The organism is Ereboglobus luteus (assembly GCF_003096195.1).
In the GTDB taxonomy this organism is placed as follows: Bacteria; Verrucomicrobiota; Verrucomicrobiia; order Opitutales; family Opitutaceae; genus Ereboglobus; species Ereboglobus luteus.
In genome coordinates this window covers 2,750,822-2,765,809 of sequence record NZ_CP023004.1, presented here as the reverse complement: position 1 = coordinate 2,765,809, position 14,988 = coordinate 2,750,822, and the positions used below count along the sequence as shown (strand labels likewise).

The window sequence follows — 14,988 nt, the reverse complement described above, 5'->3', positions numbered from 1 at the left end:
ATGGAAAAGCGTGTAAAATACGTGAGAACGGCCCTTTGAAAAGACCGAAAAGCGGTCAAAATCAAAACAACACCCCCGGATACTCGCCGCGCGTCACGAGTTCCCGGATTGCGGCGACCACGCCGGGCTTGTCCGCCGGATACGTTATGCCAAACCAATCGCTGTCCGCCGTGAACGCACGCACGCGCAACCCGCCCCGCCCGACCAGCGCCGCGACCGCCGCGGGCAAATAAAACTCATCCTGGCTTCCCTCCGCGTAAGTTTCATCGCGCCGCAGGAACGCGGTGAGCCGCCCCTCCAGCGCGTCAAAAAATCCCGGCAAAAAGCCCCAGCAATTCATCGAAACAGTTTCGTCGCCGGAATACTTTTTCCCCTCCCCTCTTCCTACTTCCGCCGCCGCGATTTTTGTGTGCTCGACAACATCGCGCAACCATCCGTCCGCCGAAACCTCGCACATGCCTCGCGACACCGTGCCGTTTTCCGAAAGCGTCCGCGACAGCTTGAACCCCACCAGCGCCGCCTCGCCCTCGCTCGCCGCCGTCAAAAATCCGGTCAACTTCCGAAACGCGTCCGCGCCGTAAAAATCGTCGGCATTGATCACCGCGAAAGGCTCCCGCACCTCGCCGCGCGCGCACCAAGTCGCATGCCCCGTGCCCCAAGGCTTCGCGCGCCACGATGGCACGCCAAACCCCGGCGGCAAATCATCCATAGCCTGAAACGCATAGCCCACATCGATGCGCCCGTCATACTTCGCGCCGACCTGCGCGCGAAAAACCTCCTCAAAATCGCGGCGAATGACAAACACCACGCGCCCGAACCCCGCCCGGATCGCATCGAAAACCGAATAATCCAGAAGCGTTTCGCCCGACGGACCGACGGGGGCAATCTGTTTGAGCCCCCCGAAACGGGAGCCCATACCTGCGGCAAGAACGAGTAACGTGGGTTTCATAAGCAGCCACCCTTGGCCCAAACAACGAGGAAGCGCAACAACAAGGAACAAGCCGCCTCGCCCTATGCGCCCGCGCGCCCCTTGCGGTTCTCCGCCCGCCTTTTTTCCGCGGCATCGTCAGCGGCGGCCTCCGGTGTCAGCACATGCTTGCGCAACAGATTCACCACGCCCCAAAGCACGATTCCGAACGCCGCGCCGCCGATATGCGCGAGCGTCGCCACGCGGATGTTGGGATCGTCAAACTTGATCATGCCACCCCCGCGCCCGCCGAGCCGCGCCTCGTAAATCAACTCCGCCACATGGATCCCCAGAAACACCGGCCAAAACCAGTCGCGCCACGATTGCTGCCAGCCCAAAAACGCAAGCATCACAAGCCAGCCCACGTTCGCGCCCGACAATCCGCCGTAGCGAATCATGTCCGCGTCAAAAACAAAAATCGTTGTCGTCACGGCCAAGGGCATCAGCACGAGCCAGCCCACGTTCAGCCACCAGCGATACCTGTAAACCAGCGCCCACCCGATCAAAAAATACAGCCCCGTATCCAGCGCGAAATGCACCCAGCCGAAATGCACGAAGTTCCCCGTCCACATCCGCCACCACTCGCCCGCAATGATCGCCGAGCGGTCGTAAACCAGCGCGCGCGCCAGCTCCGGCCACGACTGCGCGACAAGCGCCAGCACCCCGCCCGGCAAAAACAGCCACGGCAGCAAACGCGGTTTCAACAGTGATGAGAACGGCGGGATCATTTCGAAAACGCGGAGGTTGGCCGCGGATCGCGATGTTGACGACAACTTTTGCGCGTGCAACACGCCGCGCACTCGGCCAACAATCACGCCCGTATTCTTTTTCGTTTTCGCAACCGCACGGCAGCGCGCAATCGTTCCGGGCGAAGCTACAATCCGCCAAATCAAAATTCCCGCATGCCGCTCACACCCTCCGCCACACGCGAACTTCTCGCCTCGCTCGGACACAACCCGAAGCGCTTTCTTGGGCAAAACTTCCTCGTTGACGGCAACATTGTGCGCAAATCCCTCGAACTCGCCCAAATCGCCCCGGCCGACACCGTCGTCGAAATCGGCCCCGGCCTCGGCACGCTCACCAACGCCCTGCTCGAAACCGGCGCTCACGTTTACGCGGTCGAGAAAGACACCACGCTCCACGCCCACCTCGCCTCCACGCTCGCCCCGAAGCATCCCCAAACATTCCACCTCATCTGCGGCGACGCCCTCGACCACCCCCTCGCCGGATTTTCAGGTAGTGCGAACCCTCCGGGTGAACCGTCCCTTGATTCGGCGCACCCGGAGGGTTCGCCCTACCCAAATATTCCGCATTCCGCACTCCGCATGGCAGGCCTGTCGCTTCGCTCGAAACCGCATTTCAAAGTCGTCGCCAACCTCCCCTACGCCATCTCAACCCCGTGGATGGATGCGATTCTTTCCGGCCCGCTGCCCGAACGCATGGTGCTCATGCTCCAGCAGGAGGCCGCGCAACGCTACACCGCCGTGCCCGGCACCAAACAATACAGCGCCATCTCCATCTTTCTTCAAAACGCCTACGACATCGCGCCCGGCCACAAAGTCTCCGCCGCCTGCTTTTATCCGCGTCCCGACATCGAGTCGTATCTGCTTCACCTCGTGCGCAAGCCACGCCCCTTTATTTTTGCGACTGAAACAAAAGCCGCCATTCGCGCCTGTTTCCAGCAACGCCGCAAACAACTCGGCGCGCTGCTTCGCGACCGCCTGCCGGACAGCGCGCGCGGCGACTGGTTCGATTATCTCGCGACCGCGGGACAATTCACACCCAAAAGCCGCCCCGAGGAAATCCCGCCCGAACTCTGGACTCATTTCCCCGCAAATCCGCCGCCTCAGACTCGCGCTTGAAACTCCTCCGATTTTAAATCTATAAATGCGCCCTTATTTCCCGAAGCACCATAATCCCTCGTCCGGTCGCACACACACATACATGACATCCTACCTGAAAAAACTAACCGCCGTGCCGCCGGCCCTTTTTTCCCTGTTCGTTTTTGCCGCCGCGCCCGCGCTGCACGCGCAGGAGGCCGCCGCGCCCGGCATATTTGCCGACGATCAGGAATATTACGGCGACGACGAGGAGTATCACATTTACGGATCCGTCGAGAACGACCAATACACCTCGTCCACCGGTTTTTTCCGCGTCTCCATCCCCGTGCTCCCCGAGCTCGGCGGCCAGATAAACGACACGCCAAACACCGTCACCTTCCAGGATGAATACGGCGAGCACGCGACCATCGGCTGCTTTCGCATGAACGACGAGCTGCGCGCCGAGGAAACCAAGCGCGGCCGCAAGGAATTCCTCGTGTGGTTTTTCCAGCAATTCATCCAGCGCGATTTCACCCGCAACGTCCCCGGCACCAGCACCGAGCCCAACGCCCGCTTCATCAACGGCACGCAAGGCGGCACGCTATTCACGCAACTGCTCCTGCCCAACGGCTCCGCGTTTGCCCATCGCGTTTTTGTTTTTCCGCCCAAGTCGGGTCACGTCGCCAAGCGCGGCAATTTCATCTTCATAAACAACGGCAACATCTACGTGATCAGCATCGAGCTCGCCGAGCGCATTTTCGAGCACAGCACTTACAACAAAACCGTCACCGAGGAGGAGGCCGTCCTTCGCAGGCGCCTCAACGATTTTCTAAACCGCATCACCTTCATGGAACGCCCGGCAAACGCATCGACTCCCGCCGGCAACATTCCCGCAACAGGCATCGCCCCCGCCCCGGCTCCCGCCGCGACACCATCGGAAATCCCCGCCATCACGCTCCCCTCTTCCGGGCCGTCATCCTCCGGCACCTCCCTCAAATAATATCCACACGAAAATGGAAGGTCGGCGGCAAGAATGCCTCCTCCCCGCCATGCCCACAACGGCACTCATCCCCGCCGCGCGCTCACGCCCACGCCGCGCACAAGCAATGAAAATCAACAATACTCGGCCCCTTTTTTGCCCTAAATGAAGCCATTGAATTATAAAGCAAACTTATTTGGATATTTGGTGTTATCAGGGCCTTGGGGACTTCTTGCAATTGCGTGCTTACAAAAAGTTGGTCGATTGAATGGATATGCACCAATGTCCATAATATGTTTTGTCGTTTCATTGCTGTGGGGATTTTGGCTTTTAGGCTTCCGGATACAAATCTCCGAAAAGCAGTTAGAGTATCGAGATGGATTGTATCGAAAAACAGCAATCTCTTTGAATGAAATAATCAGCGTAAAACAAGGTTGGAAAAAACAGCATTACCGATTTGGGGCCTCTTTAAAATTCAGGTCACTAATAATTAAGTATAAAACTGCGGCCGGATTAAAAATATTATATATAAATCCATTACCATTTGATGGTAATGTTTCTAAGGTCATAAAAACTCTGAGCAGGGTCGAGCGTGCATCCGATACCTGAAATGTTACGAACTTTTTTGGCGTCTTAAAAACTGCCAATCTGGCGTCGTAGTTTTTTTAGAGGAATGAAAATGGAAGAATGAAAATAGGGACGGGCCGAGTTTTGTTGATTTTCATTCTCCTCATGAGTTTTTAACAGGAAAATAAGGACGCGGATTCAATGATTCGTTCGCGTTTATTGATTTACGCCCGTCAAACAGGCGCGCCGGAGAACTGGCGGACCGTGCTACGCGCCCGATATTCCAGTGATTTCGCCGTCGGGCGACACGTCGATTTTTTCGGCGCTCGGCACCCTGGGCAGTGCCGGCATGCGCATCATCCGGCCGGTGAGCGCCACGATAAATCCCGCGCCCGCCGCCAACTCGAAATCGCGCACCGTGATGCGGAACCCACGCGGACGTCCGAGCTTCTTCTCGTCATCGCTGATCGAGTTTTGCGTCTTCGCCATGCACACGGGCAGCCCGCCAAACCCCGCCGTCTCGAACAACGCAAGCCTGTGCTCCGCCTCGGGCAGGAAATCCACCCCGTCCGCGCCATAGATTCGCCGCGCGATCGCGCCGATTTTTTCACGCACCGGCATCGAATCCGCATAAACGAACTCCAGTGGCGACAGGGTTTTCTCCGCCGCGGCGATTGATTCCACAACCGCGTTCGCCAGCTCCACCCCGCCCTCGCCTCCGCGCGCGAACACATCCGAGAGCGCGCACCCCGTGCCGTTCGCCGCGCAGAACTCGCGAACAACCGCAAACTCCTCCGGCGTGTCGGCGGGAAAGCGATTGATCGCCACCGTCACCGGGCGCCCGAAGCTCCTCGCCGCGTCGAGATGCGCCGCGAGATTTTCAAGGCCCCGGGTGAGCGCCGCCACGTCCGGTTTCTCAAGATCGGCGAGCGCCACGCCACCGTGCATCTTGAGCGCGCGAATCGTCGCCACGAGCACAATCGCGTCCGGCGCGAGTCCCGTCTGGCGGCATTTGATGTCGATGAATTTTTCCCCGCCGAGGTCGAACGCGAATCCGCACTCCGTCACCACGTAATCCGCGTGCGCAAGCGCCATGCGCGTCGCCAGCGCCGAGTTGCATCCGTGCGCGATATTCGCAAACGGCCCGCCGTGCACAAACGCGGGCACACCCTCGGCTGTTTGCACGAGGTTCGGTTTTAACGCGTCGCGCAACAGCGCGCACATCGCACCCGTGACGCGAAACTCCGACGCGCGCACCGGCTCGCCCTCCGCGGTGAAACCGACAACAAGCCGGTCAATCCGCGCGCGCAAATCCGCCAGCGATTCCGACAGGCAAAGCACCGCCATGATTTCCGACGCCGCCGTGATGTCGAAGCCGCCCGCGCGCTCCGTCGCCGAGTCCACTCCCGTGCGAATCGAGCGCAGCGCGCGGTCATTGCAATCAAGCACTCGCTTCCAAAGCACGCCCTCCGGCGCGAGCCGCGTTTGTTTGAAATGGAGCTGGTTGTCGATCACCGCCGCGAGCAAGTTGTGCGCCGATGTGATCGCGTGAAAATCCCCCGTGAAGTGCAGGTTGATCTCGCGCGCCGGCTGCACCGTGCTGAGTCCGCCGCCCGCCGCGCCGCCCTTGCGCCCGAACACCGGCCCCATCGAGGGCTGCCTCAACGCCAGCGCGGCGGAGCGCCCGTTTTTTTTGATGCCCTGCGCGAGCCCGATCGACGTGACCGTCTTGCCCTCGCCCGCGGGGGTCGGCGTGATCGCCGAAACGAGGATAAGTTTCCCGTTTTTCGGACGGCGCGCCCGCGCCGCGTCGAGCGCTGCCAGCGAAACCTTCGCCTTGTCGTTGCCGTAAAGCGAGAGGTGGTCTTGGTTGATGCCGATTGAACGTGCGAGGTCGGTGATGGGAATCATGGGTAAAATATTGGTTATTTTGCGAGGGAATCGGCGTAAATCGACTCAAATCGATTTGAATCGATTTACGCCGATTCTCACGCATGTTTTCCCCCATGTTAAAACTTCTCTTCATTGGTGACATCGTCGGAAAACCCGGGCGCGCAATTGTGATTGAAAAACTCGCCTCGCTGCGCGCCGAGCGCGCCATCGACTTTGTCGTCGCCAACGCCGAGAACTCCGCCGCCGGCTCGGGCATCACCGGCGCAATCGCCAAAACACTCCTCGCCTCGGGCGTGGATGCCATCACGCTCGGCGACCATGTGTGGGATCAAAAAGGATGGGAACACGACATCGGCGCGCTCGACCGCATTTGCCGCCCCGCCAACCTTCCCGCCGCGTGTCCCGGACGCGAATACGTCATCCTCGAAGCCGGGGGCTTCCGCCTCGGCGTGACGACGATGCTTGGCCGCCAGTTCGTCGGAATGAAAGCCGAATGCCCGTTCCTCGGCGCCGAACGCGTCCTGCGCGAGCTTGAGGACAAAACCGACGGTGTCTTTGTTGAAATCCATGCCGAGGCCACATCCGAAAAACAGGCGATGGGCTGGCATCTCGACGGGCGCGCCATCGCCGTGCTCGGCACGCACACGCACGTCCCCACCGCCGACGCATGCGTGCTGCCCGGCGGCACCGCGTTCATGTGCGACGTGGGAATGACCGGCCCCTACGCGTCGGTGCTGGGCCGCGAAGTGAAACCGGTGCTTGGACGCTTCCTCGACGGCATGCCGCGCCGCTTCGAAGTGGCCGAAGGTGATGTGCGCATGTCAGCCGCGCTGGTGACATTCGACCCCGCGACCAAACGCGCGGTGTCGTGCGAATTGATAACGGTGAAACCGTGAGCGCGTTTTTTATTTATGTGTATTGTCCCTCCATGAGAGGGCTCCGGATGGGCACAATCCTATCTGATGCTTGAGCTCAGCGGTCGTGGCCTTATCGGCCCTAATCCACGGGCGTTCCTGCGGTTTGTAAACATCCGGCAGCGTTTTGGCGCAAATGCCCGAATGCGCACATTTTTCAGGCTGCCAGACAATGGTAATCTCTCCATTTGTGTATTCTTTTATCATGAGAACTTTGGCCAGCTACGGCATCTTCACGGTGTATAAACTTTGTCCCAGAAAATATAATCGATGGTCGGATTCGAAATCACGTCTTCACCCGGCACCGCCGGTAATCATTTATACCCTCGCCCCTTGTTATTTGTCCTTTTTGATTTTTTCGTAAGCCCTCAATGCCGTGTATGGTCCGGTGTATTTGTTATTTTCGTCGTAGCTCTGTGAAATGACCTTTCCGGTTTCATCGATCAAAATGAGGCAGGGAATGCCCGTGCCGCGGCGCAATTTCTTCAGTGCCCTTGCAGGTTTGCTGTCCAGCTTCAGGCCGATCCATGGCATTTTCTCGCCCTTCATGTAATCGTTCATTTCGCGCTGGCCCTTGTCGGACGACACAAAGATCAGGTCAAAATCCCCGTTCGCATGGTTCTTGTTGTAGAATTCAACCAGCTTCGGTGTGAACTTGCGGCACGGAGGGCACCAGTGCGCGGAATAATAAACAAACAGGTATTTTTTTGTTTTTAAAGTCGCGGGATCAAGGTCGCCGCTGACCGAAACCGCATTTTTTCCAATGCTCTTGATGAGAGCTTCGTGATACACCGGCGCATCCGAGGCACGAAGATTTTGGGCGCACACGAACGACGCACAGGCGACAAAAGCGAGAAGTAGTTTTTTCATAAGGGGACGGGATGGGTTGATGCGGTCAAGGTTGGCAGGATTCAGGATTGCATGGAAGCGTGAAAACTCATGCGCGCGTGATGCGCGGATCGCGGAAAATCAACAGCCATCCCCTCAGCATCAAAAACGCATCACGAAATCCGCATACGTTGATGCTATTGCCTTGCGCTCCCCGGAAAACGCCCCACCCTTTCGGGTAACCTTCCTTCTTTTTATCATGGCAAAAACATTCGTATTCTCCTCCGAGTCCGTTGGCGAGGGCCACCCCGACAAAGTCGCCGACTATATTTCCGACAGCGTCCTCGACGCCTGTCTCGCCCAGGACAAAACCTCCCGCGTCGCCTGCGAAACCATGGTCAAGTCCAACGTCGTCATCCTCGCCGGCGAGATCACCACCAAGGCCAGGCTCAACTACGAAACCATCGTCCGCGACGCCATCCGCGAAATCGGTTACACAAACAACGACGACGTCTTCCACGCCGACACTGTTTTCATCAACAACTACCTCACCAGCCAGTCGCCCGACATCGCCCAGGGCGTCGACAAACGCAAAGCCAAGGGCAAGAAAACCGCCGAGCAAGGCGCCGGCGACCAGGGGCTCATGTTCGGCTACGCGTGCGACGAAACGCCCGAGCTCATGCCGCTCCCCATCATGCTCGCCCACCGCCTCGGACGCGAACTCACAAAAATCCGCAAATCCGGCGGCAAGAAATGGGCCTGGCTCCGTCCCGACGCCAAATCGCAAGTTTCCATCCGCTACGAAAACGACCGCCCCATCGAAGTCGTCAACGTCGTCATCTCCACGCAGCACACCGCCGACGTCGAGCATGCGCAAATCGAGTCCGCCCTCATCGACAACGTCATCCGCAAAGTCATCCCCGCCGACCTCCTCAACGGCAACACACAGTATCTCATCAACCCCACGGGCCGCTTCGTCGTCGGCGGCCCGCAGGGCGACTCCGGACTCACCGGACGCAAAATCATCGTCGATTCCTACGGCGGCTGGGGCCGCCACGGCGGCGGCGCCTTCTCCGGCAAGGATCCGTCGAAAGTTGACCGCTCCGCCGCCTACATGGCGCGCTGGGCCGCCAAAAACATAGTCGCCGCCGGCCTCGCCAAATACGCCGAGCTCCAACTCGCCTACGCCATCGGCTACCCGCACCCGGTCAGCGTGTTTGTTGACACCTTCGGCACCGGCAAAGTCGAGGACGAAAAAATCGCCCGCGCCGTCCAAAAAGTCTTCAGCTTCAAACCCGCCGACATCATCAAGCAACTCAACCTCCTGCGCCCGATCTACCGCGAGACAACCAACTACGGCCACTTCGGCAAAGCCGGCCTCCCGTGGGAGCAAACCAACAAAACCGCCGCCCTCCGCGCCGCCGTCAAATAAGTGAGTTTTGGATTTGGAGTTGCTCAAACGTCATCCGGAAATCCTCCGGAGCGGTGACTCCCAATCCAAAATCCGAAATCGAAAATTCAAAATAAAAATCATGTCCAAACCCACCTTCTCCATCGCGCCCAACTATCACGTCCGCGACATCACGCTCGCCCCCTGGGGCCGCAAGGAAATCTCCGTCGCCGAGCACGAAATGCCCGGCCTCATGGCCATCCGCAAAAAATACGGCGCGTCCGCTAAAAAGCCGCTCGCCGGCGTGCGCATCATGGGATCGCTCCACATGACGATCCAGACGGCCGTGCTCATTGAAACGCTCAAGCACCTCGGTGCCAGCGTCCGCTGGGCCTCGTGCAACATCTTCTCGACGCAAGACCACGCCGCCGCCGCCATCGCGAAAACCGGCGTGCCCGTCTTCGCATGGAAAGGCGAAACCCTTGAGGAATACTGGGACTGCACCCTGCGCGCCATCACCTTCCCCGGCGGCAAGGGCCCGCAACTCATCGTCGATGACGGCGGCGACGCCACCCTCCTCATCCACAAAGGCTGCGAACTCGAGGAAGGCTCCGACTGGGTCAACACGCCCTCCGCCTCGCCCGAGGAGCAAGTCATCAAAAACCTCCTCAAGCGCGTCCGCAAAACGAACAAAAATTTCTGGCGTCCCATCGCCGCCGAATGGCGCGGCGTCTCCGAGGAAACCACCACCGGCGTGCACCGCCTCTACCAATGCTCGACGCGAAAACGCTCCGCGTCCCCGCCATCAACGTCAACGACTCGGTGACCAAGTCCAAGTTCGACAACCTCTACGGCTGCCGCGAATCCCTCGCCGACGGACTCAAGCGCGCCACCGACGTCATGATCGCCGGCAAAGTCGCCTGCGTGTGCGGCTACGGCGACGTCGGCAAAGGCTCCGCCCACTCCCTGCGCGGTTTCGGCGCGCGCGTCATCGTCACCGAAATCGACCCCATCAACGCCCTCCAAGCCGCGATGGAAGGATTCGAAGTCAACACCATCGAAAGCACCCTCGGCCGCGCCGACATCTACGTGACGACCACCGGCAACTGCGACGTCATCACGCTCGAGCACATGAAGCGCATGAAAGACCAGGCCATCGTCTGCAACATCGGCCACTTCGACAACGAAATCCAAGTCGGCCGCCTCTACGCCGAGAAAGGCGTGAAGCGCATCACGATCAAGCCGCAATACGACCAGTTTGTATTCCCGAACGGCCGCAGCATCTATCTCCTCGCCGAAGGCCGCCTCGTGAACCTCGGCTGCGCGACCGGCCACCCGAGCTTCGTGATGTCAAACAGCTTCACAAACCAGACGCTCGCGCAAATCGACCTCTGGCAAAACCGCGACCGTTACGAAGTCGGAGTGTATCGCCTGCCCAAGCGCCTCGACGAGGAAGTCGCGCGCCTGCACCTGGAAAAAATCGGCGTCAAGCTCACCAAGCTCACCAAGCAACAATCCGCCTACCTCGGCGTCCCGGTGAACGGCCCCTACAAACCGGAGCACTACCGGTATTGACCCCTGGGAGCGCGGGCATCCTGCCGGCGACCCCTAGAGGGAAAGAGGACGGTTTGCGGTCAGGTTGCCAGTTGATGCGGCAACCATAATGATGAAAACGCATACCGCATCAAACTTCACCGTCAAACCGTTTAAGAATCGCAATGGCGTCACTTCGTGGCGCGTCAGCGGCTGGCTCCACGGCCTCCGTGTCCGCAAAAACTTCAAGAACAAGCAGGACGCCTTCGTCGAACGCGGCGCGCTCGACTTGAAACTCATGCAGACCCAATCAAGCCTGCGCCCTGTCACCACCAGCCTTTCCGAGGAGCAGGTGCGCGAGGCCGAAATCCTCTTCCAAAAATTCGCCTGCAAGCCGCGCACGCTGGCCTTTTACGCCGACCACGGCCTGACGCACTACAAGGAGCCGGCCTCGCAAATCAGCCTCGCCGACGCGGTGAAGGCCTACCTCGAAATCCGCCGCGACGACGAGAAGCGAAACGTCATCGGCAAACGCCAGCTCAAAACAATCGAAAGTGAGTTCGCCGAGCTTCAGCGCTGGTTCCCGACGCAAAACCTGGCCGATCTCACTACCGATTTGCTCAGGCCTTACCTCAATCGAGGCAATCTCGCGCGCCCACAAATCCATCCCGCGCGCAAGACGGTCAATCTGCGCTACGGCCACTTGTTCACCTTTTTCCGGTTCGCCGTCGTCACCAAGGAATGGCTGGCCAAAAATCCGCTCGCGAAAATCAGCCGCCACAAGCTCGAACACAGTCGCGGTTCGGCGCCGACGCTCAGCGCACAGAAGGCCGCCGAGCTGATGGCCCACGTCGAAACCCTCCACGACGGCGCGTTCGTGCCTTATTACGCGCTCTGCCTGTTCGCCGGCATACGCCCGAGCGTGCAGGACGGGGAAATCTCCCGCCTGCCCGCGAAGGACGTGCGCCTCGACACGCGCACCATTCACATCGAGCCGGACGTTTCCAAAGTGGACATGAAGCGCAACATCGACATCCAGCCCAATCTCGCCGCGTGGCTCAAAGCCTACCCGCTCGACAAGTTCCCCATCCTCCACAAATCGCTCGCAAAATCCCGCGCCGCCATTGCAAAGCAATTCGGGCTCTCGCACGACGTGATGCGGCACACGTTCATTTCAATGCACGTTGCGAAGTTCCGTTCGATGGGCGACACGGCGTTGCAGGCGGGCAACTCCGAGCGCATCATCCGCCGTCATTACTTGAACGTGACCACGCCGCAGGAGGCCGAAGCCTTCTTCAATATCATGCCAGCACTGCGCGGCAAACTGCGGGCGGAAACCAACGCCGCCATCGCCCCAATAGCCGTTGTCCCTGCGAGCAGGCCCGGAGCCGAGACACTGCCCGCCGCCGCCTGATCGTGGCCGCATTTGTCAACAAGTTGATGCGCAAGCAAGGGCATGGAAGCACTCACAAACACACCCATGCAACCGAACACAACACACACCACGCCTTGCACGATCACCAACCCGATGACCGACATCACCGGCCTGCGCCTGAGCGGGATTTTCCCCGTCGGGCGCGAGCCTTCCATCCGCACCTTGCGCGAGTGGACAAAACTGCGCCGCATTCCCTATCACAAGGTCGGCCACTTTGTTTACTACGACCTCGATGAAGTCATCATGCACATCCGCACCAGGCTGAAAGTTCCAGCCCGCGCCTGACTCGCAGGACGATATTCGTCACACTGTGATTATTTTCACAAGGCCGCATTTGCGGCCTTTTTTGTAGCTACAAAACACGGCTGGAAATGCGGACAAATCACCCCACACGCCGTCCGCTATTTTGATTTGGAAAACGAGAGCATGATGCGCGGCGAACCAAACCGCATATCATGAAAACAAATACAAAACACAATAAGCCCGGCTCCAATAAAACCGCATCCGCCACACCCGAAGTCGATGCCTTCTTCGCCGGTCCCGTTGACCCGCGCGCCGAGGGTCGTGCGCTTGGGCTGGAAGTCATAACGCATCTGTTACTCTGGATGTCCGACGCGCCGACACTGGAAAGTCGCGGACTGCGCGCCACAGTGGCGCTCTATTGCATACGCCCCGATTTGATTGGCGGACTCACGTTCGAGCAAATCGGCGAGCTCGCCGGATGCACACCGCAAAGCGTCCACAAACTCGCGAATGACTTCCGCGAAAACACGGGGATGCAGTCATGAGCACATCACCGATGCCTTCCCTCGTCGCCGCTTCTGCGACATCCGCAGCGAAAGAAATCAATCGCCTGCACGCGGAGGCGCAACGTCTCACAGCAGAGTCCCGTCATTCGCTTGACGGGGCTCTTGCCGCCGCATGGCGCGCGGGTCGGTTGCTCAACGAGGAAAAAAAGCGCGTGCGCCACTCGGCGGGACACGGTGCGTGGATTCCTTGGCTGAAACACTTCTTTACAGGCTCGATGAGCACGGCGCACCGTTACATGCGACTCGCCCGCGAAGCCGCCGATCCCGCGCTTTTGCAAGGACTCAGTTTGCGGCAGGCCTACGCGCGACTCGGCATCGCCACCGAGCCGAAGCACCGCGCGCTTGACGGCAAGCCGGCACTTCCAAAACCACCGGCGCACGTCCTGCTCGCCGGCAAATTGATCCGCTTCTTGCGGCAGCAAAACAGACGGCGCACTGCGCACGTCGCAGTGAATTGCATCCGCGACCTCGCGCCCCTTTACGCGCAACTCCGGCCTTTGTTTGAGAACACGTCCGAAGGCGTTACCAGCTAAAAATACCCGGTGGATTCGCCCGGTTTATCGATGCGATATTATTCAACCAGAGCGAGGACGCCCCGGTCGCGTATCCCGAACAATCCCATGTTTCTGGCAAAAGCGCCGCAGGTCTTTTGGATCGACGCTGATTTTCTGCGCGGCGAGGTGTTGGGAAAAATCCCTCGTGCAGTAACACGGTTTGGGGTGATTGAGCATGTAGTGAAGCACGGACAGCTTCCACCAATTGACGTAGCCGAAGTGCATTCGGGTGATGGTGCCGTGTAGTTGGCCGTGGAAAAACTCCACCGCTTTCGTGAAATGTCGCATGAGTTGCAGCGATGAGAGTTTGTCGGAAAATAGCTCCTGCAAGACCATGCCACCCATGAGCAGAAGCGCGGCGCTCGGGCGCGCGTTGTTTGGGAGCTGCCGCCATGCGTGGATTAGCAGGAACGGGAGCAGATTGATGCCGCTTGCACCGCCCGATTGATAACGGCGAACAAGCCGGACAACCTGCGCGCGAGTGAGCCCGCCGTAGGTTGAAACCGACGCCGGCCTGTGATCACACGCGAGCGTGGCCGTGAACGATTCACGCGCATCGCTGGTGTGAGCGAACCATGCGAGCAGATGACTTCCCCGGCTAGCGTGGTGTTCCTCGCCGCGCAGATAGGCGGCAAGGCGCGAACGGGTGCGCGGTTCGAGGAACGCGGTGCCAAGCCAGTTGCGCAGACATGGCGACTCGCGCAGCAGTTGTAGGAAAAGCGTAACCGCAGCGGTTTCGCGTGTGTCACCCAGAAGCGCAAATAGCTCGTCGCTCAAATTCTCGGAGGCTTCTGGCATCGTTGATTGGTGTGGGAAATTGGCGGCGGCAGCCTCATCCACAGGCTGCCGCCGCGTTTGTCAGTTTGTCAGACGCTAACACCTTGGCCACCGCGCATAGTTTGGCGCATGGCCTCATCCTTTGCGACACGGACAAAAGCACGCTGCCGGTTTTCGGCGGGAACATTTTTGATGCGCTCCTCGACCTTCGCCTTGATGTCGGGGTTTTGCTCCACCCATTTGACGATTTCCTGGTCGCGCTGCTGGGTGTAATCATTGCGCTGCATTTTTCCGAGCATGAGCTTTCGGATAAGCTGCTCCTTCGTGAGATCGTTGTAGTATTGATACAATTTCGGATTATCCGAGATGTATTTTGTGAGCTTGGCATCGACCTCGGGATTGATGCGCTGCTCGGTGTTCTCCCGAGCCTTCTTGTCGGCGATAGCTTGTTTTAGTGACATGGTATTTTTGTATTGGGTTGCTCCAGCCATTGATTGAGCAAGGCGGCTGGCCGCCAGTGGC

Annotated in this window: 16 protein-coding genes and 1 pseudogene; 10 read left to right on the top strand and 7 right to left on the bottom strand. The window is 59.2% G+C overall.

Annotation, left to right across the window (positions count from 1 at the left end; translation table 11 throughout):
• Window positions 1–61: 61 nt before the first annotated feature.
• Window positions 62–949 carry a nucleotidyltransferase family protein gene (locus tag CKA38_RS10125; RefSeq protein ID WP_108825363.1) on the bottom strand — a complete coding sequence of 296 codons (888 nt, stop codon included), beginning with the start codon at window positions 947–949 and terminating at the stop codon, window positions 62–64.
• A 62-nt stretch (window positions 950–1,011) separates the two neighbouring features.
• A complete protein-coding gene (gene rrtA / locus CKA38_RS10120) occupies window positions 1,012–1,695 on the bottom strand; it encodes a rhombosortase (protein ID WP_152032792.1) in 684 nt (227 codons plus the stop codon).
• Between the two features lie 174 nt (window positions 1,696–1,869).
• Here rrtA and CKA38_RS10115 point away from each other — a divergent pair, with 174 nt between their 5' ends.
• The 3 genes from CKA38_RS10115 to CKA38_RS15420 all read left to right on the top strand — a co-directional run bounded on the left by CKA38_RS10115 (window position 1,870) and on the right by CKA38_RS15420 (window position 4,375).
• Entirely contained in the window at window positions 1,870–2,829 is a 960-nt protein-coding gene (locus tag CKA38_RS10115; RefSeq protein ID WP_108826537.1) for a ribosomal RNA small subunit methyltransferase A, read from the top strand.
• An 82-nt stretch (window positions 2,830–2,911) separates the two neighbouring features.
• On the top strand, window positions 2,912–3,787 hold the full coding sequence (locus CKA38_RS10110; RefSeq protein WP_152032791.1) for a hypothetical protein: 876 nt from the start codon (window positions 2,912–2,914) through the stop codon (window positions 3,785–3,787).
• Between the two features lie 144 nt (window positions 3,788–3,931).
• Window positions 3,932–4,375 carry a hypothetical protein gene (locus CKA38_RS15420; protein WP_152032790.1) on the top strand — a complete coding sequence of 148 codons (444 nt, stop codon included), beginning with the start codon at window positions 3,932–3,934 and terminating at the stop codon, window positions 4,373–4,375.
• 225 nt (window positions 4,376–4,600) lie between these two features.
• Here CKA38_RS15420 and CKA38_RS10105 read toward each other — a convergent pair whose 3' ends face one another.
• Window positions 4,601–6,262, bottom strand: coding sequence for a formate--tetrahydrofolate ligase (locus CKA38_RS10105; protein ID WP_343192843.1), 1,662 nt, complete (start codon window positions 6,260–6,262; stop codon window positions 4,601–4,603).
• A gap of 77 nt (window positions 6,263–6,339) precedes the next feature.
• Between CKA38_RS10105 and CKA38_RS10100 the strand changes: the two genes are divergently transcribed.
• Entirely contained in the window at window positions 6,340–7,122 is a 783-nt protein-coding gene (locus CKA38_RS10100) for a TIGR00282 family metallophosphoesterase (RefSeq protein WP_108825359.1), read from the top strand.
• A 9-nt stretch (window positions 7,123–7,131) separates the two neighbouring features.
• Here the strand turns inward: CKA38_RS10100 and CKA38_RS10095 are convergent, their stop codons facing one another.
• On the bottom strand, window positions 7,132–7,347 hold the full coding sequence (locus CKA38_RS10095) for a (4Fe-4S)-binding protein (RefSeq protein ID WP_108825358.1): 216 nt from the start codon (window positions 7,345–7,347) through the stop codon (window positions 7,132–7,134).
• Window positions 7,348–7,476: 129 nt separating this feature from the next.
• Window positions 7,477–8,010, bottom strand: coding sequence for a thioredoxin-like domain-containing protein (locus CKA38_RS10090; RefSeq protein WP_108825357.1), 534 nt, complete (start codon window positions 8,008–8,010; stop codon window positions 7,477–7,479).
• A gap of 217 nt (window positions 8,011–8,227) precedes the next feature.
• Here CKA38_RS10090 and metK point away from each other — a divergent pair, with 217 nt between their 5' ends.
• From metK to CKA38_RS10060, 6 genes and pseudogenes are all read left to right on the top strand, one after another.
• Window positions 8,228–9,400 (top strand): methionine adenosyltransferase, encoded by a 1,173-nt coding sequence (gene metK, locus CKA38_RS10085; protein ID WP_108825356.1) that lies wholly within the window; start codon window positions 8,228–8,230, stop codon window positions 9,398–9,400.
• 100 nt (window positions 9,401–9,500) lie between these two features.
• Window positions 9,501–10,933: pseudogene (ahcY, locus tag CKA38_RS16890) on the top strand (adenosylhomocysteinase).
• Window positions 10,934–11,021: 88 nt separating this feature from the next.
• Window positions 11,022–12,305, top strand: coding sequence for a tyrosine-type recombinase/integrase (locus tag CKA38_RS10075; RefSeq protein WP_108825355.1), 1,284 nt, complete (start codon window positions 11,022–11,024; stop codon window positions 12,303–12,305).
• Window positions 12,306–12,371: 66 nt separating this feature from the next.
• Entirely contained in the window at window positions 12,372–12,611 is a 240-nt protein-coding gene (locus CKA38_RS10070) for a MerR family transcriptional regulator (RefSeq protein WP_192881132.1), read from the top strand.
• A 170-nt stretch (window positions 12,612–12,781) separates the two neighbouring features.
• Window positions 12,782–13,114 carry a hypothetical protein gene (locus CKA38_RS10065; protein ID WP_108825354.1) on the top strand — a complete coding sequence of 111 codons (333 nt, stop codon included), beginning with the start codon at window positions 12,782–12,784 and terminating at the stop codon, window positions 13,112–13,114.
• Window positions 13,111–13,668 (top strand): DUF3102 domain-containing protein, encoded by a 558-nt coding sequence (locus CKA38_RS10060; protein ID WP_108825353.1) that lies wholly within the window; start codon window positions 13,111–13,113, stop codon window positions 13,666–13,668. The genes CKA38_RS10065 and CKA38_RS10060 overlap by 4 nt, the downstream gene beginning before the upstream one ends.
• 42 nt (window positions 13,669–13,710) lie before the next feature.
• Here the strand turns inward: CKA38_RS10060 and CKA38_RS10055 are convergent, their stop codons facing one another.
• Both CKA38_RS10055 and CKA38_RS10050 read right to left on the bottom strand, forming a co-directional pair.
• Window positions 13,711–14,487, bottom strand: coding sequence for a hypothetical protein (locus CKA38_RS10055; protein WP_108825352.1), 777 nt, complete (start codon window positions 14,485–14,487; stop codon window positions 13,711–13,713).
• A 68-nt stretch (window positions 14,488–14,555) separates the two neighbouring features.
• Window positions 14,556–14,927 (bottom strand): hypothetical protein, encoded by a 372-nt coding sequence (locus tag CKA38_RS10050; RefSeq protein WP_108825351.1) that lies wholly within the window; start codon window positions 14,925–14,927, stop codon window positions 14,556–14,558.
• Window positions 14,928–14,988 lie beyond the last annotated feature (61 nt).